Here is a 26,817-nt window from a genome sequence, read left to right as displayed (position 1 = left end):
GCCCACCGCCCGAATTTTTGCAGAGTCTAGGGAGCTAGCTTGTCTACGCCTGTCGAACCCTTGCGTTTACTGCTATTGGCCGAAGAGCCATCATGGGCAACGTTATTACGTGAATGTCTGGCGCCCATGGGAAGTGCGGCCGTCATGATAACCGCGCCGAGCTGGGAATCTGTCAGCCATCTGTTCGAGAACGATCGCAATGCGCTGCTCCTGACCACGGCGGACCTGCAGCCTTCAGCGGGCCGCTGCCGCTTGCCCACGGTTTTGCTGCTCGACACCGAACCTGCAACGTCACCCCGGGGTGTCAGCGACTGGCTGGTCAGCACCAGCCTGACTCCCGATGTCCTGCGCCGTTGCCTGCGCCATGTACGCGAACGCGGCGTGCTCGAGCACACGCTGCAACGTCTGGCCGAAGAAGACCCGCTGACCGGCATCGCCAACCGTCAGGGCTTTCAGACCCTGCTGGCAGTGCGCCTGGCCGAAAGTGACGGTCGCGGCATCGCCCTCGGCCATCTGGACCTGGACAACTTTCGCCACGCCAACGATGCACTGGGCCATCAGGCTGGCGATCGCCTGATCCTGCAGGTGGTGGCGCGCCTCAAAAGCCAGCTCGAAGCCGGCGACCAGTTGGCGAGGCTGGGAAGCGACGAGTTCGCGCTCTTGATCAATACCCATCGTGCGCCCGAGCGTGCCGAGTGGATGGCCGAGCGGATCACCGAGGTGATGGCTGAGCCCTACTGGGTCGACGGCGAAAGCCTGCTGATTGGCTGCAGCCTGGGCATCGCCCATGCGCGGGCCAACGCCGGGGCCGACCCGCTGATGTGGCACGCGCACATCGCCATGCAGCAGGCCAAAAGCACCCAGGGCTGCACCTTCCACGTCTTCAACGAACGCATCAATCGCAATGCCCGCAGCCTGGCCGACCTCGAAAGCGAGCTTCGCCGCGCCCTGCGCCGCGATGAACTGGAACTGCATTACCAGCCGCGCCTGGATCTGGGCACGGGGCAGATCGTCGGGCTGGAGGCGCTGGTACGCTGGCGCCACGCCGAGCGAGGCCTGCTGGCGCCCAGTGAGTTTGTGCCTCTTGCAGAGCAGAGCGGGCTGATTGTACCGCTGGGTTACTGGGTCATCTCCCGGGCTCTTCGCGATATGCAGTCGCTGCGTGAACGCGGGCTGGAACCGTTGCACATGGCGGTCAACCTGTCGTTTCGCCAGTTTCAGGACAGCCAGCTGCTCTCGACCCTCAGCCGCTTGATCATCGAGCGCGGTGTTGAAGCGCAATGGCTGGAATTCGAACTGACAGAAACAGCCGTGATGCGGCGCAGTGACCTGGTCAAGCAGACGATGGATGCACTGGGCCGACTCGGCGTGCGTTTTTCGCTGGATGATTTTGGTACGGGGTTCTCATCGTTTGTGCACCTCAACAGCTTGCCGATTGCGCTGCTCAAGATCGACAAAAGCTTTGTTGGCGGCATGGAAGGCCGCGAAGAGAACCGCAAGCTGGTCCACGCCATGATCAACCTGGCCCATAACCTGAAGCTGGAAGTAGTCGCCGAAGGCGTCGAAACCCCTGAACAACTTGCCCTTTTGCGCGACTTTGGCTGCGATCAGGTACAGGGTTACTTCATCAGCAAACCGCTGCCGCTGGCGGATCTGGTGGAATACTTGACGTTTGGGGCTCAGCAGCAGGTGCCGCAGGCGATCTAGCCCACAACATAACCTGTGAAACGGTGGGATCTATCTGTGGGAGCGGGCTTGCTCACGATGGCCTCACCCAGGCTTACCTGACAGACCGCGGGTCCTGCATCGCGAGCAAGCCCGCGCCCACAAAAGCCTGACCCTCTCCCAAGCGGTTATGCCGCACTCAAGCCCGCCACTTTCGCCACCTTGCGCTCCTGCTTGATCATGCGCCGCATCTTCCATTCGAACGCCAGCGTCAGGCTGATCGAGGCACAGGCCAGGCCCAGTGCCAGGCCCCACCACACGCCGGTCGGGCCCCACTCGAAAGTAAACGCCAGCATCCAGGCCATCGGCGCACCAATCACCCAATAGCAAAACAGCCCCACCAGAAACGTTGTCTTGGCATCCTTAAGCCCGCGAATGGCACCCATCGCGATGGTCTGTGCTCCATCAAACAGCTCAAACCAGGCAGCCACCGCCAACAAGCTCACCGCCAACTCGAATACCGGGCGGAACGCCGGATCGTTGTAATCCAGGAACAAACCGATGAGTTGGGTCGGCAAGAACCAGAACACCACAGAGAAGCCCAGCATGATCACCGCACCGCAGCCGATCCCGACCCGGCCCGCCAGGCGCGCCCGCAGCAAGTCTCCGCCGCCATAGTGCTGACCAATACGCATGGTGATTGCGTACGACATGCCCGCCGGCACCATAAACGCCACCGATACGATTTGCAGCGCAATCTGGTGCGCAGCCAGTTGCGTGCTGCCCATGGTGCCCATGCACAGCGCCGCGAACGCAAACAGCCCGACCTCCACCGCGTACGTACCGCCAATCGGCAGGCCGAGGCGCCACAGCTCACGCAAATAAGTCAGATTGATCCGCGACAGGCCTTTGCTGATCGGATACGCGTCGTAGGCCGGATGACGGTGGATATGCCAGGCCAGGCCCAGCGCCATGAAGGTCGCCACAATCGCCGTGACCAGGCCGATGCCCATCAAGCCCAGCTTAGGCAGGCCGAACATACCGGTAATCAGTGCGTAATTGAGCAGGAAGTTGGCCACGGTGCCGATCAGGCTGATTACCATCACTGGCGTGGCCCGGCCCATGGCACTGGTAAAACCGCGCAGGGCCATAAACGTCATGTAGCCGGGCAAAGCGAACGGCAACAGCATCAGGAACTGGCCAGCGGCCTCAACGTTGGTGGGCGTCTGGCCGAACAACAGCAACAGCGGCTTGATATTCCACAGCATCACCGCGCCCCCCAGCGCCAGCCCCCAGGCCAGCCACAGACCCGCCTGTGTAAGACGGGTCGCGCCTTCAATGTCACCCGCGCCCTGGCGAATCGACACCAGCGTACCCACGGCAGCAATGACACCAATGCAAAAAATCGACACGAACGAGTAGCTGGCCGCACCCAGACTCCCGCCAGCCAGAGCCTCTGGGCTCAGGCGCGCCATCATCAGCGTATCGGTCAGCACCATCAGCATGTGAGCCAACTGAGAGGCGATCAGCGGCCCTGCCAGCCGCATGATTGCCCAGAGTTCGATACGTGCAGGATGCTGTTTGGTCATCAGTCAGATTTCTATAGGTGCGTTGAAAGGCCTGATTCTCGGCGCGTTGAGTGTTTTAAGCAAAGGGATAAAAACGATCCGTAGCATGACTAAAACTCATGCGTAAGCTTATAGTTCTCACCACCGACTGTGACACGATAGGAACAATCTCAATGTCTCGTAGCCTTCCTCCTCTTTATGCCTTGCGCGCCTTTGAAGCGGCAGCTCGCCATAGCTCGTTTACCCGAGCGGGAGAAGAGCTGTCGATCACCCAAAGCGCCGTCAGCCGACATATCAAGACCCTGGAAGCGCATTTCGCCTGCCGGTTGTTCCAGCGCAATGGCCGCAGCCTGCAACTCACCGAAGCCGCCCGCTTGCTGCTGCCGGGTGTGCGCGAAGGCTTTGCCGCCCTGGAACGTGCCTGCACCACTTTACGCGCCGAAGATGACACCTTGCGCATGAAGGCCCCCTCGACCCTGACCATGCGTTGGCTACTGGCCCGTCTGAGCCGATTTCGCCACCTGCAGGCCGGTAACGAGGTGCAACTGACCAGCGCCTGGATGGACATCGACAATGTGGACTTCAATCAGGAGCCATTCGACTGCGCCGTACTGCTAAGCAATGGACACTTTCCGCCTGACTGGGAGGCCACGCTGTTGTTTCCCGAGATGCTGATCCCGGTCGGCGCGCCCGCCGTACAGGACGACACGCCTTGGGACGTCACGCGCCTGGCTGCCACCGAACTGCTGCACCCCACTCCCGATCGCCGTGACTGGCGCCGCTGGCTCGACTGCATGGGCCTGAGCGGGCAGGTTTCACTCAAGGGCGGGCAGGTTTTTGACACCCTGGAGCTGGGCATGATCGCTGCCGCCCGGGGGTATGGCATCTCCATGGGCGACTTGCTGATGGTTGCCGAAGACGTTGCTCAGGGTCGCCTTAGCCTGCCATTCCCGGCCGCCGTGGCCAGCGGCGAAAATTACTATCTGGTCTGGCCAAAAACCCGTCCTGGTGGTGAGCGCCTGCGCCGTCTGAGCGACTTTCTGCAACATGAAGTCGCCGCGATGGAGCTGCCAGAGGTGGAGCGAATGAAGTAGCCGGGCCTATCACCCTGTTACCGGCCGATACTGCAACGCCTGCGCCAGGTGCCTGCGCTCAATGCCTTGCAGCTGCTCCAGATCGGCCAAGGTCCTTGCCACCTTCAATATCCGGTGTGCCGCCCGCAGCGACAACGTCATCCGCTCGCAGGCGGTCTCCAGCCAGGCGTTGTCCACCTCACTCAGCCGGCACTGTGTACGCACCCCCGGCAGATCGAGAAAGGCATTGGCACACCCCTGACGCTGTAACTGACGCTCACGTGCTGCTGCCACCAATGCCGCCGAGATGGCCGTGGTATCGCCAGAGGCAAGGGGCGGGTTGAGCGACGTGGTCTCGCGCGCCACGGTCAGATGCAAATCAATGCGGTCGAGCAACGGTCCGGAAAGTTTGTTGCGATACCGCTGGATCTGCTCCGGGGTACAACGGCAGCGGCCTGTGGGCTCACCAAGATATCCACAGGGGCAGGGGTTCATGGCCGCGACCAGTTGGAAGCGCGCCGGAAAGCGCATTCGATCCCGGGCGCGGGCAATCACGATAAAGCCGGACTCCATTGGCTCCCTGAGGACTTCCAGCACCTTGCGATCAAACTCGGGAAGCTCATCAAGAAACAACACGCCGTGATGCGCCAGCGTGATCTCGCCGGGTTGTGGCTTTGAGCCGCCACCCACCAGCGCAGGGCCGGAGGCCGAGTGGTGAGGCTGACGAAACGGGCGCTGTGGCCAGCAGTTCAGCGGCACATGGCTGACCACCGACTGAATGGCCGCAACCTCAAGCGCCTCTTGTTCGTTGAGCGGCGGCAACAACCCGGGCAGGCGGCTGGCCAACAAGGTCTTGCCGGTACCGGGCGGGCCGCAAAACAGCAGATTGTGGCTGCCTGCGGCGGCAATCAATAACGCCCGCTTTGCCGAAAGCTGCCCCTGGACATCGATCAGATCAGGATAAGGTTTGCTCAACTGCAATAAGCCGCTGGCGACATAAGGCTCAATCACCTCACGCGCTGCGAAATGTGCCACCAGCTGCAACAAGTGCTCGACCGCGATCACTTCAAGCCCGGATGCAAGGCAGGCCTCTTCGGCATTGGCCAGCGGCACCACCAGGGCCCGTCCCGCAGCACGGGCCGCCAACGCCGCTGGCAAAACGCCCTGGACAGACCTGATTGCACCCGACAACGCCAATTCGCCCAGGCACTCCACCTGCTCCAACGCTGCGGCCGGTATTTGCCCGCTGGCCGCCAGGATTCCCAGGGCAATGGCCACATCAAAACGCCCGCCGTCCTTGGGCAGATCGGCGGGCGCCAGATTAAGAGTGATTCGCCGGGCCGGGAAATCCAGCCCGCAATTGAGGATCGCGCTGCGCACCCGGTCTTTGCTTTCCTTGACGGCCGCTTCAGGCAAGCCGACCAGTGTTAACGCGGGCAATCCATTGGCCAGATGCGCCTCGACCATGACGGCAGGCGCCTCGACACCCACCTGGGCGCGGCTGTAAACGATAGCCAGAGCCATGACTCATTCCTTGAGTTCGCAAAAAACTCATCCTGCGCGAATCAGGAGCCGAGGGCAGGGGTGTAATGGATACGGGATGTGAATGTGCATGCAAACACGACCGGCGAGCTGCCAAAGTTCGGTTGCATAAAACGCACAACCCTCTAAAATTAACGAATAACGTTATCCATTAACTATGATAATAAACTTCAAGTGCTGCCGAACTGAACGTCTGTTCCGAAGTGGCAAGACCCGTGCATGGTCAGACATTATCAATGTGGTAGAACGCAAATTAACGATGCTAGATGCTGCATCCGTGCTGGCCGATTTACTGTCGCCTCCTGGCAATCGGCTCGAAGCGTTGGGCGGCAACCGCAAAGGCCAGCACAGCATTCGCATCAACGCACAATGGCGAATCTGCTTCATTTGGGGCGCGAATGGCCCTGAAGCGGTAGAAATCGTTGATTATCACTGAGGTCATCATGATCAAGAACGGCATGCGCCCGGTTCATCCGGGTGAAATCCTCAAAGAGGAATACCTGGAGCCACTGAGTCTCTCAGCCGCTGCGCTGGCCAGAGCGCTCAAGATGTCCACACCGACGGTGAACGATATCGTGCTGCAGCGCCGTGGTGTCAGTGCCGATATGGCCTTGCGGCTGGCGATTTGCCTTGAGACGACGCCTGAGTTCTGGCTGAACCTGCAAACCACTTACGATCTGCGCAAAGCACAAATTGAACGTGGTGCAGCGATTCGCGAGCAGGTTGAACCCATTCATCACTGCGCCTGATTCACGCCCCCAGCGCCTTGGTGCCCAGATCTTCAGCAAAGCGCAACAGGTAGCCATCGGGGTCGAGCACCAAAAAATTGTGCTCGCCGAACAACACGTCGTTACTGCGGTACCAGCGTTCTTCCAGGGGTTTTCGCAAACTGTGACCCGCGGCTTCAAGGCGCTGGATCAGCCCCTGGGCATCCGGGCATTTGATCGACAGGTTCATGCCGCGACCAAACGGCTGCTCCAGCGGCCCGACACGCCAGGAAGACTCTTCAAGGTCATCCTGTTCCAGCATCAACTGGCTGCCATGAAACGACAAAAACGCAAAAAAATGCTCCGGGCGCTGGTACTCGATCTTGAATCCGAGCACTTCACAGTAAAAGCCCAGGCTGCGCGAGAGGTCCGAGACGATCATCTCGGGTACCAGCGGGTTCATCACCAACATACTAAAACATCCTTGTTTCAATGATCGACGCACCGCCTTCGAGCGTTATTGCGTCGGCGGCAGTAGCCTGGCTTCCAGTTCGGCCACTTTGGCCTCCAGGCATTCAAGACGAGCACGGGTACGGGCCAGAACCACCATTTGGCTGTCGAACTCTTCGCGGCTCACCAGATCCAGCTTGCTGAAACCACTTTGCAGCAAGGCTTTGAACTGGCTTTCGATTTCGTTGCGCGGCAGCGCGGTTTCGCCACTGAACAAACGGGAGGCGTGGCCACCAAGGGCGTCGAGAAAATCTTTGGGCGCGAGCATGGATAAAGTCCTTAAAACTGATGGCGGCGAGTGTATCACGGGGGGTTGGCGCTCACTGCCGACGGCTTTCTGCACGTTTTTCGCGCACCTTCCCTGCAGGCTGCGCACCATCATCGAGCACAAACATCCCGACAAATCAGGCCAAAAGCCATCAACTTCTTCTAAACCGCTGTAATTGTTGATTTTTCCAGACATGGCAAGGTTTCTGCTTAGGCGTATATGACTCATGCACTGATGCAGTAGCTGTGACGAAGGCAGTGCGGCAGGTGGTTCAGGGAGTGTTTTCGTCACCAGCGATTTACACACGTTGTACAGCCTGAAGAAGGCTGACGATGCGTTACAAAGCCAGACACTGCGCTTAGACTTGAGCCGGGTTTGTTTTCCTGGGGCAAGTCCACCAATTCGGGAGAAGTTTCATGAAGCTAGTCACCGCCATTATCAAGCCGTTCAAGTTGGATGACGTGCGCGAATCGCTGTCTGAGATCGGCGTACAAGGCATTACTGTTACTGAGGTCAAAGGCTTCGGCCGGCAGAAGGGTCACACCGAGCTGTATCGCGGCGCGGAATACGTGGTCGATTTTCTGCCAAAAGTGAAGATTGATGTCGCCATTGACGACAAGGATCTTGATCGGGTTATCGAGGCGATAACCAAGGCTGCCAACACCGGCAAGATTGGTGACGGCAAGATTTTCGTGGTCAATCTGGAACAGGCTATTCGCATCCGTACCGGCGAAACCGATACCGACGCAATCTAAGCCGCCAAACCCCAACGCCCCAGGAGAAAACACTATGACTCTGCGTAAAATCGCAGGGCTCGGAGCCCTGCTGTCTGTCGTAATGCCTGGCCTGGCCATGGCGGCAGACGAAGTGGCTGCTCCAGTCCTCAACTCGGGCGATACCGCCTGGATGCTGACTGCTACCGCTTTAGTGCTGTTCATGACCATTCCCGGCCTGGCGCTGTTCTACGGCGGCATGGTGCGCTCCAAAAACATTCTTTCCGTAATGATGCAGTGCTTCGCCATTACCGGTCTGATCAGCATTCTGTGGGTCATTTATGGCTACAGCATCACGTTCGACACCACGGGCATGGAGCAGGGCGTCACCAATTTCAATTCGTTCATCGGCGGGTTCGGCAAAGCCTTCCTGGCGGGTGTAACACCTGAAAGCCTGACCTCACCTACCGCACTGTTCCCGGAAGCCGTGTTCATTACCTTCCAGATGACCTTCGCCATCATCACCCCGGCGCTGATCGTCGGTGCCTTTGCCGAGCGCATGAAGTTCTCGGCCATGCTGATTTTCATGGGCGTGTGGTTCACCCTGGTCTATGCGCCGATCGCGCACATGGTATGGAGCGGCAACGGCGGCCTGATGTGGGACTGGGGCGTCCTCGATTTCGCAGGCGGCACAGTGGTGCATATCAACGCCGGTATCGCAGGTCTTGTCGCGTGCATCGTGCTTGGCAAGCGTAAAGGCTATCCGTCCACCCCAATGGCTCCGCACAACCTGGGTTACACCCTGATGGGCGCTGCCATGCTGTGGATCGGCTGGTTCGGCTTTAACGCCGGCTCCGCAGCGGCCGCCAACGGCACTGCCGGCATGGCGATGCTGGTCACTCAGATCGCTACCGCTGCCGCGGCACTGGGCTGGATGTTTGCCGAGTGGATTACCCACGGCAAGCCAAGCGCACTGGGTATTGCTTCGGGCGTAGTCGCAGGCCTGGTGGCAATCACCCCGGCCGCTGGCACCGTAGGCCCAATGGGCTCGGTCGTGATCGGTCTGGCATCTGGCGTGATCTGCTTCTTCTGCGCCACCAGCCTCAAGCGCAAACTGGGCTACGACGACTCACTGGATGCGTTCGGCGTACACGGCATCGGCGGCATCGTCGGCGCCATCCTGACTGGCGTGTTTGCCGCCCCTGTACTGGGTGGCTTCGGCACCGTGACCGACATCCCGGCCCAAGTCTGGATCCAGTTCAAAGGCGTCGCCTTCACCGTGGTCTACACCGCGATTGTGACGTTCATCATTCTCAAAGTGCTGGATGCCGTGATGGGTCTGCGAGTGACTGAAGAGGAAGAGGCTGTGGGCCTCGATCTGGCTCAGCACAACGAGCGTGGCTACAACCTGTAAATATCCCTATAAAAAACCCGGCGTGCCGGGTTTTTTTTTGCTCATAAAAAGACGATATTCTCGGCAATGGAATGATTTGCCCTACAGGTTAAAGGGTTCACCAAGTTCTACGCTTGTGAATGCCACCCGTACTTGCGACACAACTCGACTATTAGCTGCTTTGCTTTTTTATTCAGCACGCTAGAATGCGCGCCCAAGGGCAGGAAACAATGCTCGAGTACGACGAAGGCGAGGATGATCTCCCGACGCTTTCAAGGCCCGTGATCCGTGCTGCCGGAGTATCTGGCACTGGGCGCCTGGCAAGGTGTTTATTCAGGCACGCGCCGTGATGATAGCGGTGTGCGTCAAACCCTCTTCACCTTACAACGATGAAGAGGTGTAAGCCGCGGTTTGCCCAAGGCTACTTTTTCACCAGCGGTGGTCGACAGTTGCCACAACTGGTCTATAACTAATCTGCTTTACGTATGTCATGGGGTAGAACATGAGCGACGACGATCTGGAAAATGATGACCTCGAAGTAGGCGAAGACGACGATACCGAAGAGGGCCTGGAAACGGCCGCCGAGGACGTTGCAGACGACGATGGTGGCGACGATGTGCCGGCCCCTGCGGCCAAAGGCAAATCCAAGGCTGCCGTGTCAGTTGACGACCTGCCCAGTGTAGAAGCCAAGAACAAAGAGCGTGATGCTCTGGCTCGCGCCATGGAAGAGTTTCTGTCCAAAGGCGGCAAAGTGCAGGAAGTTGAGGCTAACGTGGTGGCTGACCCACCCAAGAAGCCTGACAACAAGTACGGCAGCCGTCCTATCTAAGGGACAGCTGTTTGCTTGAAGAAAAAACCCGCCGTCGCTGCGGGTTTTTTTGTGGGTGACGGAAAGAAGACTGACATGACCCTGTGGGAGCGGGCTTGCTCGCGATGCAGGCAAGCCCGCTCCCACTATTACAAGTGCTTCAACACCGCCGGCAACTCACTCAAGCAGCCAATTTCCGCATCCGGGGCCTTCTCGCCGTCCCAGTGCTTGCCGCCAGGGTTGAACCACACCGCTCGCAGGCCTGCCCGTTGGGCACCGGCGATGTCGTCCCCCGGATGGTCGCCCACGTGTACCGCTGCACCCGCTACCACACCACCGCGCAACAACGCTTCGTGGAACAGTCGCACATCCGGCTTGGCGATGCCGATATCTTCAGCACACAACACAAATTTGAAGTGGTGCCCCAAACCGATTCGCCGCACATCGGCGTTGCCATTGGTGACCACACCCAAGCTGTAATCACGGGCCAGTGCAATCAGGGTCGGCTCAGCCTGCGGGAACACGTCCAATGCGTGACGCGCCTCAATAAAGACTTCAAAGGCGTCATCAGCCAAGGCTGCTGCGTTCACGTAACCTGCTTCGTTCAACGCATGAAACAGGATCCGCCGACGCAGCGCGCTGATCCGGTGCTTGAGCTGGGGCTCCTCACTTAACACCCGTTCGCGAATCGCCTGGAAATGCCCGACCTCGACGACGCCCAGTTTTGGTGCGTTATTGCCAAGCCACTGACGCAAAACGGCTTCGGCGCTGACAATCACCGGGGCGGTATCCCACAGGGTGTCGTCGAGGTCGAAGGTAATCAGCTCAATCGTCATTCACTGTCCTTACTGCGTTTGGCCCGTGGATGGGCGCTGTCGTAGACCGATGCCAGATGCTGGAAATCCAGATGAGTATAGATTTGCGTGGTTTTGATGTCCGCATGCCCGAGCAACTCTTGCACGGCACGCAAATCCTGGGAGGACTCCAGCAAGTGGCTGGCAAATGAATGGCGCAGCATATGGGGGTGCAGATTCTGCCCCAGCTCGCGCTCACCGGCTGCCTTGACCCGCACTTGAATGGCCCGCGGCCCAAGGCGTGTACCGCGCTGGCTGACGAACACGGCGCCATCCCCGGGGTTGGCCAGTGCCCGCAAGGGCAACCAGGCCTGTAGCGCCTCTCGGGCCTTTTGACCGACGGGCAAAACTCGGGTCTTGCTGCCCTTGCCGAGCACCTCGACCAGCCCATCGGCCAAATCCAGCTGATCCAGGTCAAGCCCGGTCAACTCCGACAATCGCAGCCCCGACGAATAGAACAACTCCAGAATGGCCTGGTCCCGCAGCGCCAGAAAGTCGTCCTCGACACCCCCCTCCAGCAATTGCAGGGCACGATCGGTATCCAGGGTCTTGGGCAGGCGGCGCTCGCCTTTGGGTGGAGCCAGACCGTTTGCCGGGTCGTGGTCGCACAAGCCTTCTCGGTTGAGATAGTGATAAAGCCCGCGCACCGCCGACAACAGACGGGCAATGCTGCGCGAGGATTGACCTTGCTGATGCAGACGCGAAACCAGTTGGCGCATGCGCTGGATATCCAGTGCCGTCCAGCTGACGATTGACTCCTTGGCGCAAAACGCCAGCACCTTGTTCAGGTCGCGGCGGTAGGCCTCAAGCGTATGGGGCGACACCTGGCGCTCACTGCGCAGGTGAATGCAGTAAGCGTCCAGTTGCCGTTCCATCTAACGTACCGAGCGCAAAGCGTTGGTAAAGCGCGGCAGAACCCTGCCCAGCACCTCGGCGATATAACCGAGGAACAGCGTGCCCACCGAGCTCTTGTAGTGCTGCGGATCGCGACTGGCAATCGCCAGTACACCGTGCAACCCCAGATGATTGAGCGCGACTACGGCCGTCGAACCGATCTGCTTGCGCTGATCTTCGCCAAACAGGAAGTCCAGCTCATGCTCACGCAGGCTGCCGCTGACCGTCTTGCCTTCCGTCAACAAGCCACCCAGTGCACGTTGCGCATCGGCGCTGCTGACCCAGCGTCCGACCGGCATCGGGTTGTCACCGAACAGTACCAGGCTGACAAAAGGCACCTGGAAGTCCTGACGCAAGCTGTCTTCGACGGCAATCACCAGCTCATCGAGACTGGTGGCGTCCATCAGGGCGAGGTTAAGACGACGGGTTTTTTCAAAGAGGCGGTCGTTGTCGCGGGCCACGTCCATCAACTGCGACAAGCGATGACGCATCTCGATGTTACGACCACGCAACAACTCCAGTTGACGCTCCACCAGCGAAATCGTATCGCCACGCTGGTGAGGAATACGCAGCGACAGCAGCAGCTCTTCACGCTGGCCGAAAAAATCCGGATGCTCCTGCAGGTACGCCGCAACCGTTGCTGCTTGCGAGTTATCCACAGGTACTTCGAGTGCTGCAGGCTGCGTTTTGTCGGTCATCAGTTGCGCTCGCTCATAAACGGACTTGTCCTTCGTAAACTCGCATCGCCGGGCCGGTCATGATCACTGAATGGCCGGGACCAGCCCATTCGAGAGACAAACGGCCACCCGGCAAATCGAGGATCAGCGGTGAGTCCATCCAGCCCTGGCTGATCGCAGCCACAGCAGCGGCACACGCCCCGGTACCGCACGCCTGGGTTTCCCCGGCGCCGCGTTCCCAGACCCGTAGCTGTCCGCGCTGGCGATCAATCACGTGAAGAAAGCCGACATTGACCCGTGCCGGAAAGCGCGGGTGATGTTCAATTTTTGGCCCCAGCTCATGCACCGGCGCAGCGTTGATATCGTCGACACGCAGCACCGCATGGGGATTGCCCATCGACACGGCCGCCAGCTCAACGGTCTGGCCGTCGACATCCAGTTCGTAGCTCAGCGCCTGAGCGTCGGCAACAAACGGGATCTCGGCCGGAATCAGGCGCGGAGGGCCCATATCGACACTGATTTGCCCATCACTGCGCACGTTCAGTTCGATGATGCCGCCTTTGGTTTCGACCTTGAACTGACGCTTGGTGGTCAAGCGCTTGTCGAGCACGAAACGCGCGAAACAGCGCGCCCCGTTGCCGCATTGCTCAACTTCCGAACCGTCGGAGTTGAAGATCCGGTAACGGAAATCAACTTCCGGGTTGCTCGGCGCCTCAACCAGCAGCAGTTGATCAAAACCGACGCCCGTGTGCCGATCACCCCATTGCTTGGCGTGCTTGGGCAGGATATGCGCGTGCTGGCTGACCAGGTCGAGAACCATGAAATCATTGCCCAGGCCGTGCATTTTGGTAAAACGCAGCAACATGGGTTTACTCCGCCAGCAGGCTTTCGCCAGCAAACAACTCGGCTACGGTCTCGCGACGACGTACTTCAAACGCCTGATCGCCATCCACCAGAACTTCGGCGGCGCGGCCACGGGTGTTGTAGTTCGAACTCATGACAAAGCCATAAGCACCGGCCGAATGCACCGCCAGCAAATCGCCTTCAGCCAGTGCCAGTTGGCGGTCCTTGGCCAGGAAGTCGCCGGTTTCGCAGATCGGGCCGACGATGTCGTAGTTGCGAGCCTCGGTGTCACGCGGGCGAACCGCGGTCACGTCCATCCAGGCCTGGTACAACGCCGGACGAATCAGGTCGTTCATCGCCGCATCGACGATGGCAAAGTCTTTGTGCTCGGTGTGCTTGAGGTACTCGACCTGAGTCAACAGCACGCCCGCGTTGGCCACGATAAAGCGGCCCGGTTCGAACACCAGCGCCAGATCGCGCCCATCGATGCGTTCGCGCACGGCCTTGATGTAATCGCCAGCCAGAGGTGGCTCTTCATCGCGATAGCGCACGCCCAGGCCGCCACCCAAGTCGATGTGACGCAGGTAAATGCCGCAATCGCCCAAGCGATCGATCAGGGCCAACAAACGGTCCAGGGCATCGATAAAGGGTTCGAGGGTGGTCAGTTGCGAGCCGATATGGCAATCGACGCCGACCACTTCCAGGTTAGGCAACTGCGCGGCGCGGATGTAGACATCCTCGGCGTCAGCGATGGCGATACCGAACTTGTTTTCCTTGAGGCCGGTGGAGATGTACGGGTGCGTGCCCGCATCAACGTCCGGGTTCACGCGCAGGGAAATCGGCGCACGAACACCCATTTCGGCGGCCACGACCTGCAGGCGCTCAAGCTCGTCGGTGGACTCGACGTTGAAGCAGTGCACGCCCACTTCCAGGGCGCGACGCATGTCGTCACGGGTCTTGCCTACACCCGAAAACACGATCTTGTCGGCCGAACCACCTGCAGCCAGCACACGTTCCAGCTCGCCACGGGAAACGATGTCAAAACCGGCACCCAAACGCGCCAGGACATTGAGTACACCCAGGTTGGAGTTGGCCTTGACGGCGAAACACACCAGGTGCGGCGTGCCGTCCAGAGCATCGGCGTAAGCGTTGTATTGCGCTTCGATGTGCGCCCGGGAGTAAACATAAGTCGGCGTGCCAAAACGCTCGGCAATGGCCGTCAGCGCAACACCTTCGGCGAACAGCTCGCCGTCCCGGTAATTAAAAGCGTCCATGGTGTTCCCTTATTGGTGCTTGTGCGATTGCGATTGCGACGACTTCGCTTGGTCTTCAGGGGATTTGCTGTCATCGGGCAGATACAGCGGTCCTTTTTGACCACAGGCAGAAACAAGGCAGGCGACCGCGACGAGCGCAGCAAGAGAAGAGATCAGGCGCTTCATGGCGAAATCCTTTGAAAAGCATTAATTGCGCCCGAGTATACCGAGCACCCACCAGCTTGCCTATGCAGCAGAGCGGCCGAGCGTAACGCCCTGTCTGGATGATCAGTGGTGGTTGGCACAAGGCTGTCATGGGGTTTGCAATCGGCCTGGAGCGCCCGTATCTTGCGAGCTCCGAGCATGACTAGATATTACGAGGTTCCACCATGAGTTTGACTGAAGCCCGTTTTCACGATCTGGTCGATGCCACCCAGGAAAATCTGGAAGACATCTTCGACGACTGTGATCTGGATGTAGATGTGGAGAATTCCGCGGGAATCCTGACGATCAAATTCGAGAATGGCAAAGCCCTGATCTTCAGCCGTCAGGCACCCGTGCTACAGCTCTGGCTGGCTGCTCCCAACGGCGGTTTCCACTTCGACTACGATGAAAAGCGCAGCTCGTGGAAGTGCGACAAAACCGACGAACTGCTCAGCGAAATGGTTCAACGCCTGACACTGGAACACGCTGGCGCCGAGCTGGAATTTGAAGAGATCTGATAGTGACCGCTCCTGTTAAACCTGCAAAACCGCTCTACAGCAACGTCAGTCCGGCAGTGCCGTCCCCCTGCATCAGCACCTGCCGGCTGGATGAACACAAAGTCTGCCTGGGCTGTTTTCGGCACGTCGAAGATATTCGCGAATGGCGTTCGGCAGACGACCAGCGGCGCCGGGTCATTTGTGAACAGGCCCGGCAACGTGTAGCCGCCGCCGAAGGCTGCGAAGGGATTTGCAGGGCGCTTGGGTAAACGGGTTGCTGCGCAACCCTTCCCCGCCTGCGGCAGCGACTACGGGATTTGGCATGGCTTGTGTATTTATTTTGCTGTGGTAGTGTCCGGGTACGCCTCGCACTAACGAGGTTCGTCAAAACCCCGCCATTTTCCGGCGGGGTTTTGCTTTTTCGTGCAGAAAAAAGGAGTCTGCCAGGTCATGAGCACCCCAACCCCACTCATCCTCACTCGCCTGGACGTACAGCGTCTGGAGCAACTCATCGACAGCTTGCCAGAAACGACTCCTGGCATTGAGGCATTGCAAGCCGAACTCGATCGCGCCGAAACCATCGTCGGCCACGAAGAGGTGCCTGCTGGTGTTGTGACCATGAATTCGCGTGTGCACTGCCGCGAAGAAAGCAGTGGCAAGGACTACCGCCTGACATTGGTGTACCCGAAAGACGCCAACGCCGACGAAGGCAAGGTTTCGATTCTGGCCCCTGTCGGCAGCGCACTGCTGGGTTTGCAGGTCGGTCAACACATCAACTGGCCAGCTCCAGGCGGCAAAACCCTGAAACTGGAACTGCTTGAAGTTGAATACCAGCCAAAAGCCGCAAGTGACTTCAACGCTTAAGTTTGGTTGATGGCCTCTCGTCGCGGGCAAACGTGCACAAGGACCGGTAGCTGACACTCAGCTCACGGGCCAAAGCCCGCAGCTCATGACTGACCTGCTGCGCCCCCCACTGCGAGCGATTGTCGAGCATTGCCAATTGCTGCTCATCCCAGCCCCACTCGCGGGTCAGGCGCTGCAGCAGCAACCGCTGCCACTGCATACCCGTCGCGCCACTGCTCAGCGTGTGGCCGACCTTCAGGTACAGGCTGCGGCGAACCAGTTCCAGACGCTGCAACTCGCCGCGCCCCTGCAGGTACTGCTCGATTCGCCGGTACACCACCACGTAGGGGTCCAGCTCATCAAGGTCGAGCCGATCGGCGTACACCCTCTTCTTGAACCCCATACTCAGACAGTTCACCCGTGGGTGCTCGCTGGCATACACCTCGACCAGCAACAGCTTGAGCACTGACTTGTACGGCGACTCAATGCCCTTGAACAATTGCCACAGCCCGGCGCCCAGCAGTTCTGCGGGGGCAATCTGCGCCAGGTGCCCGAGATCAATGGTTTCATCGTGACCCACAACGTCATTGGCCAATAGCCCTTGGGCACATTCGGCGTAGCGAGCCTCCTGATATGCCGGCACCCACCACCACATCGGCGTACGCCCCGCGAGCCAGATAGCGGTGCGATAAAACTCATCCAGCAACAACCTGTTGCGAGGCTCTGCACTCCCGTCGTTGCTCGGTTGGGAGTCACATTCGCCCTGGGCGAAACGCTGCGCATCAATCAGAAAAAAATGCGCTTCAACCCCCAGGCTTGCCGCCCAGACTTCCAGCCGTCGACATTTTTTGCGCAACGCCGCCACCGCCATGTCGCTCAAGTCCGGCCCCAGACAAATCCACACGTCCATATCGCTTTGATCGGTCTGGGCCAAAGTCCCTAGACTGCCCATCAAAAAAAGCCCATGAATCGGTTTTGAAGCGCAGGCGCGGCCCGTGCTGCAGGAAAAGTCCCGGATCAGTTGCTGCGCTGCGCCAAGGGTGGAGGCGTCAGGTTCATAGCCCGACACCCCGGCCGGGGTGCAGTCCGAAACATAGCCGGGCAACAGCGGGTGATTCACGTGAAAACACAGCGCCAACAGCCTCAGCAGCGATTGCTGATGGGGTGCAAGGCCTTCCATTGCACGGGCCATGCGACCCTGATTGACGGTGAGAAACCGCCCACGAAGTTGCAGGAGAGTCTGTCGCTCGACTCCATCGCTCGGCATGGGGAGTGTTTCAGGAGGGCACGTCATTTCACGCTCAGACCGGCTCGCCACAAGACAAAAGGGAGTGGGAGTCTACAGCCCGCCGTATCAAAGACTCAGGAGGAATGGGTGTTTGAGGTCAGAATTTTACTGCGCGAAGAAGTGTGCCCGCGGAATCATTGGTCGTTCAGATCCCGAGGGCGCGGCGTGGCGTCAGGCGATTTCTTTGGACTCTACAAGAATTGTCAGCAGTACTTGAACACTCTGAGCAGCATCACGGCCCAGGCTAGTCAGGTAACCGCCATCGGGTTGGTCAATGAGCTTCTTGTCATACAAACGACGTGCAGCAGCCACTTTTTCGGGTGCCGCGTGTTGATGGATCTTCAGGCCCTCAAGGGTACTTTCCAAGTCAAACAGTGCAAGGACTTCCAGTTCGGCAACCAACTCAGGGGTAAACGACATAAAGACTCCAGACTATGCAGGAAAAGACGACAGCCGCTCTAAGGTGATCGCACTCGCGCTGACTGTCCAGTGACAGTTCCCACCTTTATAAAACAGCCTGTCGTTATAAGGCAGTTGGAGTGTAGTCGCTGCCGAGGCACGAAGGCTGCGAGCGCTTAAAAATCAATAGCTCGCAGCCTTCGTTCCTCGGCAGCGACTACTACGACGGGACCGTTTTGAGCTTTCAGTTATATAAACATTCTTAAATAGTATTTTTAAGAATATCCCTGCCTCACTACTATTGCCCTACGCCAGCATCCCTGTCGGCACCCATATTTTCAGGAGCAGCACCATGAGCGCATCTCTGCGTAGCGTTGACGGCCAGGACGAAGCAACCATCCTTCGGGAAATCCAGAGCGCGCTGCGAGACCTGCGCTTTGGTGCTGTTGAAATCACTGTGCACAACGCTCAAGTGGTTCAGATCGAACGTAAAGAAAAATTCCGTCTGCAAAACCCGAGTCAAAAAAACGCCTGATCAATAGAAAGCGCATTCACGCGAGTGCGCCTCATAAAAAAACTAGAAAAAGCTTTGGAGCCTCACCTATGTCCCTACGCCGTTACGCTTTGGCCGCGCTGGCCAGTGCCATTTTTGCTGGCTCCGCTGCAGCCAAAGATTATGAGTTGCTCAACGTTTCCTACGATCCGACTCGCGAGCTGTACCAGGATTACAACACCGAATTCACCCACTTCTGGAAAGCCAGCCACCCCGGCGACAACGTCAAAATCCAGCAATCCCACGGCGGCTCGGGCAAACAGGCTCGCGGCGTGATCGACGGCCTGCGTGCCGACGTCGTGACCCTGGCCCTGGCCGGTGACATTGACGAAATTGCCAAAATCAACAAAGGCTCGCTGCCGGAAAACTGGCAAACCCGCCTGCCGGACGCCAGCACCCCGTACACCTCGACCATCGTGTTCCTGGTACGCAAGGGCAACCCTAAAGGCATCAAGGACTGGGGCGACCTGACCAAAGAAGGCGTATCGGTCATTACCCCGAACCCTAAAACCAGCGGCGGCGCTCGCTGGAACTTCCTTGCGGCATACGCCTACGGCCTTAAAGCCAACGGTGGTAACGAGGAAAAAGCCAAGGAATACGTAAAAGAGCTGTTCAAACACGTACCCGTGCTGGATACCGGCGCACGCGGTTCGACCATTACCTTCGTCAACAACGGTCAGGGTGACGTGTTGCTGGCCTGGGAAAACGAAGCGTTCCTGGCACTCAAGGAAGACGGTGGCGGTGACAAGTTCGATATCGTCGTGCCTTCGCTGTCGATTCTGGCTGAGCCACCGGTGGCTGTAGTCGACAAAAACGCCGAGAAAAAAGGCAACTCCGAAATCGCCAAAGCCTACCTGGAACACCTCTACAGCCCGGCTGGCCAGGAAATCGCGGCGAAGAACTTCTACCGTCCACGTGACGCGGCCGTTGCTGCCAAATACGCCAAACAATTTCCGAAACTGGAACTGGTGACTATCGACAAAGACTTCGGTGGCTGGAAAACTGCGCAGCCGAAATTCTTTAATGACGGCGGCGTGTTCGACCAGATTTACCAGGCGCAATAACCTGCGGGGCGGGCCTTCGGGCCACGCTTAAAGCTAGAACATCAGGCCCGCAATTGGTTGCGGGCCTCGTGCGTTAACCCAAGGACTTTTATGTCGCGTCGTATCTCCCCCGTCATACCCGGCTTCGGGCTGACGCTGGGCTACACCTTGGTGTACCTCAGCCTGATTGTGCTCATTCCACTGGCGGCGATGTTCGTGCATGCCGCTCAACTGACCTGGGACCAGTTCTGGGCCATCATCACCGCTCCACGGGTGCTGGCTGCGCTGCAACTGAGCTTTGGTACCGCCTTTGTCGCGGCCATCATCAACGGCATCATCGGCACCGTGCTGGCCTGGGTGCTGGTGCGTTATACCTTCCCGGGACGCAAGGTCATCGACGCCATGATCGACCTGCCGTTTGCCCTGCCGACCGCCGTCGCCGGTATCGCCCTGACCGCCCTGTACGCTCCCAACGGCTGGATTGGCCAGTTCGCCACCGACCTGGGCTTCAAGATCGCCTACACCCCGATGGGTATCACCCTGGCACTGACCTTCGTCACCCTGCCGTTTGTGGTGCGTACGGTGCAGCCGGTACTGGCCGATATTCCGCGAGAAATCGAAGAAGCGGCTGCCTGCCTGGGCGCCAAGCCGCTGCAGGTGTTCCGCTACATTCTGGTGCCAGCCCTGCTGCCCGCCTGGCTGACCGGCTTTGCCCTGGCGTTTGCCCGGGGTGTCGGTGAGTACGGCTCGGTGATTTTCATCGCCGGTAACATGCCGTTCAAAACCGAAATCCTGCCGTTGCTGATCATGGTCAAGCTGGACCAATACGACTACACCGGTGCCACGGCCATTGGCGTGATGATGCTGGTGGTTTCCTTCATTTTGCTGCTGATCATCAACTTGATTCAGCGCCGCATCGAAAAACCGTGAAGGAGGCCTGACCATGTCCAGTTCAACACCAAGTGCCTCATCCGTAGCCAACGCCGCCCGTCGGGGGAGCCCGACGTCGCGGCGCCTGCTGATCGGTTTCGGCTGGTTGTTTTTCATCCTGTTCCTGCTGCTGCCGCTGCTGATCGTGGTGTCCCAGGGCTTGAAAATGGGGATCGGCACGTTCGTCGACGCCATCATCGAACCCGATGCCTTGTCAGCCCTGAAGCTCACCATCATTGCGGTGGTGATTTCCGTTCCGCTGAACGTGGTATTCGGTGTCAGCGCGGCCTGGTGCGTGAGCAAATACAGCTTTCGCGGCAAGAGCATCCTGGTCACGCTGATCGACCTTCCGTTCTCGGTCTCGCCGGTGATCGCCGGTCTGGTCTACGTGCTGATGTTTGGCGCCCAGGGCTTCTTCGGCAAGTGGCTGCAAGAGCACGACATCCAGATCGTCTTCGCCTTGCCGGGCATCGTGCTGGCAACCATCTTCGTCACCGTACCGTTCGTGGCCCGTGAACTGATCCCGCTGATGCAGGAGCAGGGCACCCAGGAAGAAGAAGCCGCACGCCTGCTGGGCGCCAACGGCTGGCAAATGTTCTGGCACGTGACCGTACCCAATATCAAATGGGGCCTGATCTACGGCGTGGTGCTGTGTACTGCACGGGCGATGGGTGAGTTCGGTGCGGTGTCGGTGGTTTCCGGGCACATTCGCGGGGTGACCAACACGCTGCCGTTGCACGTCGAGATCCTCTACAACGAATACAACCACGTTGCCGCCTTCGCTGTGGCGACCCTGTTGCTGATTATGGCGCTCTTCATCCTGCTGCTTAAGCAGTGGAGCGAATCCCGTATTAACCGCCTGCGCGCCAGCGCCGCGGAGGAATAAACCATGTCGATCGAAGTCCGTAACGTCAGCAAGAACTTCAACGCCTTCAAGGCGCTGAACAGCATCAACCTGGATATCCACAGCGGCGAACTGGTCGCCCTGCTCGGCCCGTCGGGCTGCGGCAAAACCACCTTGCTGCGCATCATCGCCGGCCTGGAAACCCCGGACGAAGGCAACATCGTGTTCCACGGTGAAGACGTCTCGGGGCACGACGTGCGTGATCGTAACGTCGGTTTTGTGTTCCAGCATTACGCGTTGTTCCGCCACATGACGGTGTTCGACAACGTCGCTTTCGGCCTGCGCATGAAGCCGAAAAAGGAACGCCCGAGCGAAACCCGCATCGCCGAAAAAGTCCACGAACTGCTGAACATGGTGCAACTGGACTGGTTGTCGGATCGCTACCCTGAGCAGCTCTCAGGCGGTCAGCGCCAGCGTATCGCCCTGGCCCGCGCACTGGCCGTAGAACCCAAGGTACTGCTGCTGGACGAACCGTTCGGCGCGCTGGACGCCAAGGTCCGTAAAGAGCTGCGCCGCTGGTTGGCGCGCCTGCACGAAGACATCAACCTGACCTCGGTATTCGTGACCCACGACCAGGAAGAAGCCATGGAAGTGGCCGACCGTATCGTGGTGATGAACAAGGGCGTGATCGAGCAGATCGGCTCACCGGGCGAAGTCTACGAAAACCCGGCCAGCGATTTTGTTTACCACTTCCTGGGCGACTCCAACCGCCTGCACATCGGTGAAGATCAGCACCTGCTGTTCCGTCCGCACGAAGTGTCGTTGTCCCGTCACGAGATCGAAGACCACCATGCCGCGCAGGTACGCGACATCCGCCCATTGGGCGCGACCACCCGGGTGACACTGAAAGTTGAAGGGCAAAGCGAGTTGATCGAAGTTGAAGTGGTCAAGGACCACGACAGCCTGACCAATCTGGCGCGCGGCGAGACGCTGTTCTTCAAGCCGAAGGTATGGCAAAAGGCGTAAGCCCACTGCCCTTGTGGGAGCGGGCTTGCTCGCGATGGCAGCAACGTGGTTTCAAGATAAGCCGCGTCGGTTGCATCGCGAGCAAGCCCGCTCCCACAGTTTCAGAGTGGATCTAAGGCTTTTTCAGCTTCGGATTCGGAAAAAACTGCACCGCCTGCACTTTAGGGTCCGGTGCTTTTTTCAACGCCGAAACATTGACCCGCGTACCCAATTCCTTGGGCACCGACAAACCTTGCTCATTCAACGTATCCGAATAACCGCAGGCCACACATTCGCGGTGCGGCACGTCGTCTTCGTTCCACATCATCAACTTGTCGGGCTCGCTGCACGCCGGGCAGACAGCCCCGGCGATAAAGCGTTTTTTGGTCACATTCACAGGTGCATCACTCATGCCGCCGAATCCTCAGTCAGGCCGCTGTGGCGCAACAGCGCGTCAATCGACGGCTCACGACCACGGAAGTCCTTGAACAGCTCCATTGGAGCCTTCGAACCGCCACGGGCCAGAATCGCCTGACGGAACGCCTTGCCCGTGTGCGGGTTGAATACGCCTTCTTCTTCAAAGCGCGAGAACGCATCGGCCGACAGCACTTCAGCCCACTTGTAGCTGTAGTAACCCGCTGCGTAACCACCGGCAAAAATATGCGCAAAGCTGTTGGGGAAGCGGTTGTACGCCGGTGGGCGCATGACCGAAACCTCGTCGCGGATGCCGTCCAGCACCTGCGCCACACTGCGACCGTCACCGTGGGTGGCGTGCAGCTCGAAGTCGAACAGGGAGAACTCCAGCTGGCGAACCATCATCAGCCCGGACTGGAAGTTCTTGGCGGCGAGCATCTTGTCCAGCAGGTCTTTGGGCAATGCTTCGCCGGTTTCGTAATGGCTGGAAATCAGCGCCAGGCCTTCAGGCTCCCAGCACCAGTTTTCCATGAACTGGCTCGGCAACTCGACCGCATCCCAGGCCACGCCGTTGATGCCCGATACGCCCGCGTGTTCGATTTCGGTCAGCATGTGGTGCAAGCCGTGGCCGAACTCGTGGAACAGGGTGGTCACTTCATCGTGGGTCAACAGCGCAGGCTTGCCCGCAACCGCCGGGGTGAAGTTGCACACAAGGTTCGCCACCGGGCTTTGCAGCGTGCCGGCTGCCGTGCGACGACGGTCGCGGGCGCCGTCCATCCAGGCACCGCCGCGCTTGTTGGCACGGGCATAGAGGTCAAAGAAGAAGCGCCCGATGTGCTGGCCGTTTTCCTTGATTTCGAACAGGCGAACATCCGGGTGCCAGGTGTCGAAGCCTTTGATCTCGGCAATCTCGATCCCGTACAACTTCTGCACAATGGCAAACAGGCCGCCCAGTACCTTGTCGATCGGGAAGTAGGCACGCAGTGCCTCTTGCGACACGCTGTAGCGCTGCTCGCGCAGTTTTTCGCCGAAGAAGCCTGTGTCCCAGCTTTTAAGCTCCGGGGTGCCTTGCTCGGCGGCGTAGGCTTGCAGCTGCTCAAGGTCGCGAGCGGCAAATGGCTTGCTGCGCTTGGCCAGATCGCGCAGGAAGGTCAGCACCTGATCCGGTGTCTCGGCCATTTTGGTGGCCAGGCTCAGCTCTGCAAAGCTGCCAAAACCCAAAAGTTTTGCCAGTTCCTGACGCAGGTCGAGGATTTCTTCCATGACCGGGCCGTTGTCGAACTTGCCGGCATTCGGGCCTTGATCTGACGCCCGGGTGCAATACGCGGCATAGACTTCTTCGCGCAGGGCGCGGTCCTGTGCGTAGGTCATGACCGGGAAGTAGCTCGGGAACTCCAGACTGATCAGCCAGCCATCCAGGCCTTTGGCCTGTGCAGCAGCGGCCATTTGCGCCTTGGCCGAATCGGTCAGGCCCGCCAGTGCGGCTTCATCGGTGATGTGCTTGGTCCAGGCCTGGGTCGCGTCCAGCAACTGGTTGGAGAACTTGCTGCCCAGCTCCGACAGTTTGCTCTGGACTTCGGCATAACGCTTTTGCTCAGCCTCCGGCAGGTCAATACCCGACAGGCGGAAGTCACGCAGCGAGTGCTCAAGAATGGTTTTTTGCGCCTGGTCGAAACCAGCCACTTGCGGGCTGTGGGCCAACGCTTCGAAAGCCTGGAACAGTTCGCGGTTCTGGCCCATCTCGGTGGAATAGGCGCTCAAGGCAGGCAAGCAAGCCTCATAGGCTTCACGCAGTTCGCTGCTGTTGCACACCGCGTTAAGGTGGCTGACCGGGCTCCAGGCCGCGCCCAGTCGGTCATTCAGCTCATCCATCGCCAACACCAGACCCGCCCATGTCGGGTTCTGGCCCTGATCTTTGAGGATGTTTTGAATGCCGACACGGTTGTCGGCGAGGATCTGTTCGATGGCCGGTTGTACGTGCTCAGGACGGATCGCCGAGAACGGCGGCAGGTCGTAGGGCTGCAAAAGAGGGTTGTTCTCGCTCACGTTTGGCACCTTGGCTTGAAGAAACATTGGGCCATCTTAATTACAATCGACGCACTGCGCAGCAATCAGCCCCGCTATCACTGCTAAAGAAGGAAGCTATTCGTGTCCATTCGTCCGTTCCAGCAGCACACACCGACCCTGGGCGAGCGCGCCTTTGTTGACCGCTCGGCAGTGGTGATCGGCGACGTCGAGATCGGCGACGACAGTTCTATCTGGCCGCTGACCGTGATTCGCGGCGACATGCACCGCATCCGCATCGGTGCACGCACCAGCGTTCAAGACGGCTGCGTGCTCCACATCACCCACGCAGGCCCGTTCAACCCCGAGGGTTTCCCGCTGCTGATCGGCGATGACGTGACCATCGCCCACAAAGTCATGCTGCACGGCTGTCACGTGGGAAACCGGATCCTGATCGGCATGGGCAGCATCGTGATGGACGGCGCCATTATTGAAGACGACGTGATCGTTGGTGCAGGCAGCCTGGTGCCACCGGGCAAGCGACTGGCCAGCGGTTTTCTGTATGTGGGCAGCCCGGTCAAACAGGTGCGCGAACTGACAGAAAAAGAAAAAGCCTTCTTCACCTACAGCGCGGGCAATTACGTAAAGCTCAAGGACCAGCATTTGGCCGAAGGCTACGACCAGCCCGTTTAAGTCACCTATTCTGGAGCTCTGCATGCATTACCAAAACGTATTGTTCGACCTTGACGGCACCCTGACCGACCCACGGGAAGGCATCACCCGTTCGATCCAGTTCGGCCTGGGCAAGCTGGGCATTGACGAGCCTGACCTCACCCGGCTTGAGCACTTTATCGGGCCGCCGCTGCTGCAGCAGTTCATGGCCACCTATGGCTTTGACGAGGCAAAGGCGTGGGAAGCGATGGGGTTCTACCGCGAGCGTTTTGCCGTGACCGGGTTGTATGAAAACCACGTATTCGAGGGCGTCACACCCTTGCTTGAAGAGCTGGTGGCACAGGGTCGCCAACTGTTTATCGCCACGTCAAAACCCCATGTGTATGCCCGTGAAATCGCCCGTCACTTTGACTTCGCCAAGTACTTCAACGTGATTTACGGCAGTGAACTGGATGGCACCCGCACCAACAAGGTCGAGCTGATTGCTCACTTGATCAGCGAGCAAGGACTGGACCCCGCCCAGACCCTGATGATCGGCGACCGCAAGCACGATTTGATCGGTGCCCGCGACAACGGCATGGACGCAGCGGCTGTGGGTTATGGCTTTGGGAGTTTCGAAGAACTGAACTCGTTTGCGCCCAAATACCACTTTGAAACGCTGGCGCAGCTGCATCAGGCGTTCAAGTAACCCCGGACGGGTAGTCGCTGACGAGGTACGAAGGCTGCGAGGGGATCTGCATGGATCTCAGGGAAACGGCGGACTGCGCCCCTCTTCGCAGCCTTTGGCAGCGACTACCTATGCTCTGCGCAGTTCGATCGCGCGGCGCAAATCTTCGCGCCAGCCCAGCAGAAAACCCAGCTCCACCACCACAAACAGCGGCCCCACGATCAGCCCGGTCACGTCATCGATAAACGCCGGTTTACGCCCCTCGTAGTAATGCCCCACAAACTGGAACACCCAGCCCACGACAAATAAACCCACGCCCCAGCCCAGCCAGGCGGCGGTGCTCAACGCCGCCAGCGTGTGCCCCAGCCAGACGCTCAACCCCAGCAGCACCGTCATCAACACCCCCAGACGCAGCTCAAGGCGCAGATAAAACACCGCGCTGGCCAGCATCACCAGCACCGCCGGGGAAATACCTGCCCATTGCGGACGCGATAGCAGCGTCGCCACGGCAATCACAATCAGCGGAATACCCACGAAATGGGTGGCGATATTGTGCGGATCACGGTGATAGGCCGCATATTGGCTCAGATGGTCGACCAGGCTTTTCATGGTGCAGAACCCTCACTATCTTATTTTTGGTTATAAACAAATAGCTTCTTATTCCTTAGCGAATCTAAAAACCGTCC

At 59.1% G+C, this 26,817-nt stretch carries 31 protein-coding genes and 1 pseudogene; 17 read left to right on the top strand and 15 right to left on the bottom strand.

Translation table 11 applies throughout. The features are described from left to right. The first annotated feature begins 39 nt into the window (after positions 1 to 39). On the top strand, positions 40 to 1,707 hold the full coding sequence (locus KO536_RS12050) for a bifunctional diguanylate cyclase/phosphodiesterase (protein WP_219262011.1): 1,668 nt from the start codon (positions 40 to 42) through the stop codon (positions 1,705 to 1,707). Positions 1,708 to 1,853: 146 nt separating this feature from the next. On the opposite strand, the gene KO536_RS12045 is transcribed toward KO536_RS12050, so the two are convergent. Beyond that, a complete protein-coding gene (locus KO536_RS12045; protein WP_219262010.1) occupies positions 1,854 to 3,254 on the bottom strand; it encodes a NorM family multidrug efflux MATE transporter in 1,401 nt (466 codons plus the stop codon). 152 nt (positions 3,255 to 3,406) lie between these two features. On the opposite strand from KO536_RS12045, the gene KO536_RS12040 reads away from it, so the two are divergent. Continuing rightward, positions 3,407 to 4,327, top strand: coding sequence for a LysR substrate-binding domain-containing protein (locus KO536_RS12040; protein WP_219262009.1), 921 nt, complete (start codon positions 3,407 to 3,409; stop codon positions 4,325 to 4,327). A gap of 9 nt (positions 4,328 to 4,336) precedes the next feature. Here KO536_RS12040 and KO536_RS12035 read toward each other — a convergent pair whose 3' ends face one another. Next, on the bottom strand, positions 4,337 to 5,830 hold the full coding sequence (locus tag KO536_RS12035) for a YifB family Mg chelatase-like AAA ATPase (RefSeq protein WP_133075040.1): 1,494 nt from the start codon (positions 5,828 to 5,830) through the stop codon (positions 4,337 to 4,339). Between the two features lie 175 nt (positions 5,831 to 6,005). Here KO536_RS12035 and KO536_RS12030 point away from each other — a divergent pair, with 175 nt between their 5' ends. Continuing rightward, positions 6,006 to 6,284, top strand: a complete 279-nt coding sequence (locus tag KO536_RS12030) for a type II toxin-antitoxin system RelE/ParE family toxin (protein ID WP_219262008.1) — start codon at positions 6,006 to 6,008, stop codon at positions 6,282 to 6,284. Positions 6,285 to 6,291: 7 nt separating this feature from the next. Then, positions 6,292 to 6,597, top strand: a complete 306-nt coding sequence (locus KO536_RS12025; RefSeq protein ID WP_219262007.1) for a HigA family addiction module antitoxin — start codon at positions 6,292 to 6,294, stop codon at positions 6,595 to 6,597. 1 nt (position 6,598) lies between these two features. Here the strand turns inward: KO536_RS12025 and KO536_RS12020 are convergent, their stop codons facing one another. Next, positions 6,599 to 7,027, bottom strand: a complete 429-nt coding sequence (locus tag KO536_RS12020) for a VOC family protein (RefSeq protein ID WP_133075038.1) — start codon at positions 7,025 to 7,027, stop codon at positions 6,599 to 6,601. Between the two features lie 45 nt (positions 7,028 to 7,072). Continuing rightward, positions 7,073 to 7,333, bottom strand: coding sequence for an accessory factor UbiK family protein (locus tag KO536_RS12015; protein WP_133075037.1), 261 nt, complete (start codon positions 7,331 to 7,333; stop codon positions 7,073 to 7,075). Positions 7,334 to 7,749: 416 nt separating this feature from the next. Here KO536_RS12015 and glnK point away from each other — a divergent pair, with 416 nt between their 5' ends. From glnK to sutA, 3 genes are all read left to right on the top strand, one after another. Further along, positions 7,750 to 8,088: a P-II family nitrogen regulator gene (gene glnK / locus KO536_RS12010; RefSeq protein ID WP_002555808.1), complete on the top strand. Its 339-nt coding sequence runs from the start codon at positions 7,750 to 7,752 to the stop codon at positions 8,086 to 8,088. 34 nt (positions 8,089 to 8,122) lie between these two features. Next, complete coding sequence (locus KO536_RS12005; RefSeq protein WP_133075036.1) at positions 8,123 to 9,460, top strand: ammonium transporter; 1,338 nt, start codon at positions 8,123 to 8,125, stop codon at positions 9,458 to 9,460. Positions 9,461 to 9,941: 481 nt separating this feature from the next. Next, entirely contained in the window at positions 9,942 to 10,268 is a 327-nt protein-coding gene (gene sutA / locus KO536_RS12000; RefSeq protein ID WP_095027614.1) for a transcriptional regulator SutA, read from the top strand. Between the two features lie 128 nt (positions 10,269 to 10,396). Here sutA and KO536_RS11995 read toward each other — a convergent pair whose 3' ends face one another. From KO536_RS11995 to KO536_RS11970, 6 genes are read right to left on the bottom strand one after another with little or no spacing between them, the layout of a single operon-like run. Then, positions 10,397 to 11,083 carry an HAD family hydrolase gene (locus KO536_RS11995; RefSeq protein WP_219262006.1) on the bottom strand — a complete coding sequence of 229 codons (687 nt, stop codon included), beginning with the start codon at positions 11,081 to 11,083 and terminating at the stop codon, positions 10,397 to 10,399. After that, a complete protein-coding gene (xerC, locus tag KO536_RS11990; protein ID WP_133075034.1) occupies positions 11,080 to 11,976 on the bottom strand; it encodes a tyrosine recombinase XerC in 897 nt (298 codons plus the stop codon). Before xerC ends, KO536_RS11995 begins: the two co-directional genes overlap by 4 nt. Then, the gene (locus KO536_RS11985) at positions 11,977 to 12,693 is read right to left on the bottom strand and encodes a DUF484 family protein (RefSeq protein WP_219262005.1); all 717 of its coding nucleotides are present in this window, start codon (positions 12,691 to 12,693) and stop codon (positions 11,977 to 11,979) included. It lies immediately after the preceding gene. Between the two features lie 13 nt (positions 12,694 to 12,706). Beyond that, positions 12,707 to 13,537, bottom strand: coding sequence for a diaminopimelate epimerase (gene dapF, locus KO536_RS11980; protein ID WP_133075032.1), 831 nt, complete (start codon positions 13,535 to 13,537; stop codon positions 12,707 to 12,709). A gap of 4 nt (positions 13,538 to 13,541) precedes the next feature. Then, positions 13,542 to 14,789: a diaminopimelate decarboxylase gene (gene lysA / locus KO536_RS11975; RefSeq protein ID WP_133075031.1), complete on the bottom strand. Its 1,248-nt coding sequence runs from the start codon at positions 14,787 to 14,789 to the stop codon at positions 13,542 to 13,544. A 9-nt stretch (positions 14,790 to 14,798) separates the two neighbouring features. Beyond that, the gene (locus KO536_RS11970) at positions 14,799 to 14,954 is read right to left on the bottom strand and encodes a lipoprotein (RefSeq protein WP_133075030.1); all 156 of its coding nucleotides are present in this window, start codon (positions 14,952 to 14,954) and stop codon (positions 14,799 to 14,801) included. Positions 14,955 to 15,157: 203 nt separating this feature from the next. On the opposite strand from KO536_RS11970, the gene cyaY reads away from it, so the two are divergent. The 3 genes from cyaY to rnk all read left to right on the top strand — a co-directional run bounded on the left by cyaY (position 15,158) and on the right by rnk (position 16,333). After that, positions 15,158 to 15,490 carry an iron donor protein CyaY gene (cyaY, locus tag KO536_RS11965; protein ID WP_133075029.1) on the top strand — a complete coding sequence of 111 codons (333 nt, stop codon included), beginning with the start codon at positions 15,158 to 15,160 and terminating at the stop codon, positions 15,488 to 15,490. Next, positions 15,487 to 15,738: a DUF1289 domain-containing protein gene (locus KO536_RS11960; RefSeq protein WP_219262039.1), complete on the top strand. Its 252-nt coding sequence runs from the start codon at positions 15,487 to 15,489 to the stop codon at positions 15,736 to 15,738. Before cyaY ends, KO536_RS11960 begins: the two co-directional genes overlap by 4 nt. Positions 15,739 to 15,919: 181 nt before the next feature. Beyond that, positions 15,920 to 16,333, top strand: coding sequence for a nucleoside diphosphate kinase regulator (rnk, locus tag KO536_RS11955; RefSeq protein WP_133075027.1), 414 nt, complete (start codon positions 15,920 to 15,922; stop codon positions 16,331 to 16,333). Positions 16,334 to 16,346: 13 nt separating this feature from the next. Here rnk and KO536_RS11950 read toward each other — a convergent pair. Both KO536_RS11950 and KO536_RS11945 read right to left on the bottom strand, forming a co-directional pair. Next, positions 16,347 to 17,606: pseudogene (locus KO536_RS11950) on the bottom strand (class I adenylate cyclase); the annotation flags it as partial. 165 nt (positions 17,607 to 17,771) lie between these two features. Beyond that, positions 17,772 to 18,020 (bottom strand): TIGR02647 family protein, encoded by a 249-nt coding sequence (locus tag KO536_RS11945; protein ID WP_019828271.1) that lies wholly within the window; start codon positions 18,018 to 18,020, stop codon positions 17,772 to 17,774. 331 nt (positions 18,021 to 18,351) lie between these two features. Here KO536_RS11945 and oscA point away from each other — a divergent pair, with 331 nt between their 5' ends. The 5 genes from oscA to KO536_RS11920 all read left to right on the top strand — a co-directional run bounded on the left by oscA (position 18,352) and on the right by KO536_RS11920 (position 22,395). Next, a complete protein-coding gene (gene oscA / locus KO536_RS11940) occupies positions 18,352 to 18,534 on the top strand; it encodes a sulfur starvation response protein OscA (RefSeq protein WP_016782652.1) in 183 nt (60 codons plus the stop codon). Positions 18,535 to 18,602: 68 nt separating this feature from the next. Continuing rightward, the gene (locus KO536_RS11935) at positions 18,603 to 19,616 is read left to right on the top strand and encodes a sulfate ABC transporter substrate-binding protein (protein WP_219262004.1); all 1,014 of its coding nucleotides are present in this window, start codon (positions 18,603 to 18,605) and stop codon (positions 19,614 to 19,616) included. A 90-nt stretch (positions 19,617 to 19,706) separates the two neighbouring features. Then, complete coding sequence (cysT, locus tag KO536_RS11930; protein WP_133075024.1) at positions 19,707 to 20,525, top strand: sulfate ABC transporter permease subunit CysT; 819 nt, start codon at positions 19,707 to 19,709, stop codon at positions 20,523 to 20,525. Positions 20,526 to 20,538: 13 nt separating this feature from the next. Then, positions 20,539 to 21,411, top strand: coding sequence for a sulfate ABC transporter permease subunit CysW (gene cysW, locus KO536_RS11925; protein WP_133075023.1), 873 nt, complete (start codon positions 20,539 to 20,541; stop codon positions 21,409 to 21,411). A gap of 3 nt (positions 21,412 to 21,414) precedes the next feature. Then, positions 21,415 to 22,395: a sulfate/molybdate ABC transporter ATP-binding protein gene (locus KO536_RS11920; RefSeq protein ID WP_133075022.1), complete on the top strand. Its 981-nt coding sequence runs from the start codon at positions 21,415 to 21,417 to the stop codon at positions 22,393 to 22,395. 112 nt (positions 22,396 to 22,507) lie between these two features. Here the strand turns inward: KO536_RS11920 and KO536_RS11915 are convergent, their stop codons facing one another. Continuing rightward, complete coding sequence (locus tag KO536_RS11915) at positions 22,508 to 22,786, bottom strand: YheV family putative zinc ribbon protein (protein ID WP_219262003.1); 279 nt, start codon at positions 22,784 to 22,786, stop codon at positions 22,508 to 22,510. After that, positions 22,783 to 24,861 (bottom strand): oligopeptidase A, encoded by a 2,079-nt coding sequence (prlC, locus tag KO536_RS11910; RefSeq protein WP_219262002.1) that lies wholly within the window; start codon positions 24,859 to 24,861, stop codon positions 22,783 to 22,785. The genes KO536_RS11915 and prlC overlap by 4 nt, the downstream gene beginning before the upstream one ends. Before the next feature lie 75 nt (positions 24,862 to 24,936). On the opposite strand from prlC, the gene KO536_RS11905 reads away from it, so the two are divergent. Further along, entirely contained in the window at positions 24,937 to 25,485 is a 549-nt protein-coding gene (locus KO536_RS11905; RefSeq protein ID WP_133075020.1) for a gamma carbonic anhydrase family protein, read from the top strand. A gap of 22 nt (positions 25,486 to 25,507) precedes the next feature. Further along, positions 25,508 to 26,152: an HAD family hydrolase gene (locus KO536_RS11900; RefSeq protein WP_133075019.1), complete on the top strand. Its 645-nt coding sequence runs from the start codon at positions 25,508 to 25,510 to the stop codon at positions 26,150 to 26,152. Positions 26,153 to 26,260: 108 nt separating this feature from the next. Here the strand turns inward: KO536_RS11900 and KO536_RS11895 are convergent, their stop codons facing one another. Further along, positions 26,261 to 26,740 carry a DUF962 domain-containing protein gene (locus KO536_RS11895; protein WP_133075018.1) on the bottom strand — a complete coding sequence of 160 codons (480 nt, stop codon included), beginning with the start codon at positions 26,738 to 26,740 and terminating at the stop codon, positions 26,261 to 26,263. Positions 26,741 to 26,817: the final 77 nt, after the last annotated feature.

The sequence above is a fragment of the Pseudomonas sp. NKUCC02_KPG genome (assembly GCF_019345465.1).
In the GTDB taxonomy this organism is placed as follows: Bacteria; Pseudomonadota; Gammaproteobacteria; order Pseudomonadales; family Pseudomonadaceae; genus Aquipseudomonas.
Note: the sequence above shows the minus strand (reverse complement) of the source record. Positions and strands in the feature narration are given on the sequence as shown.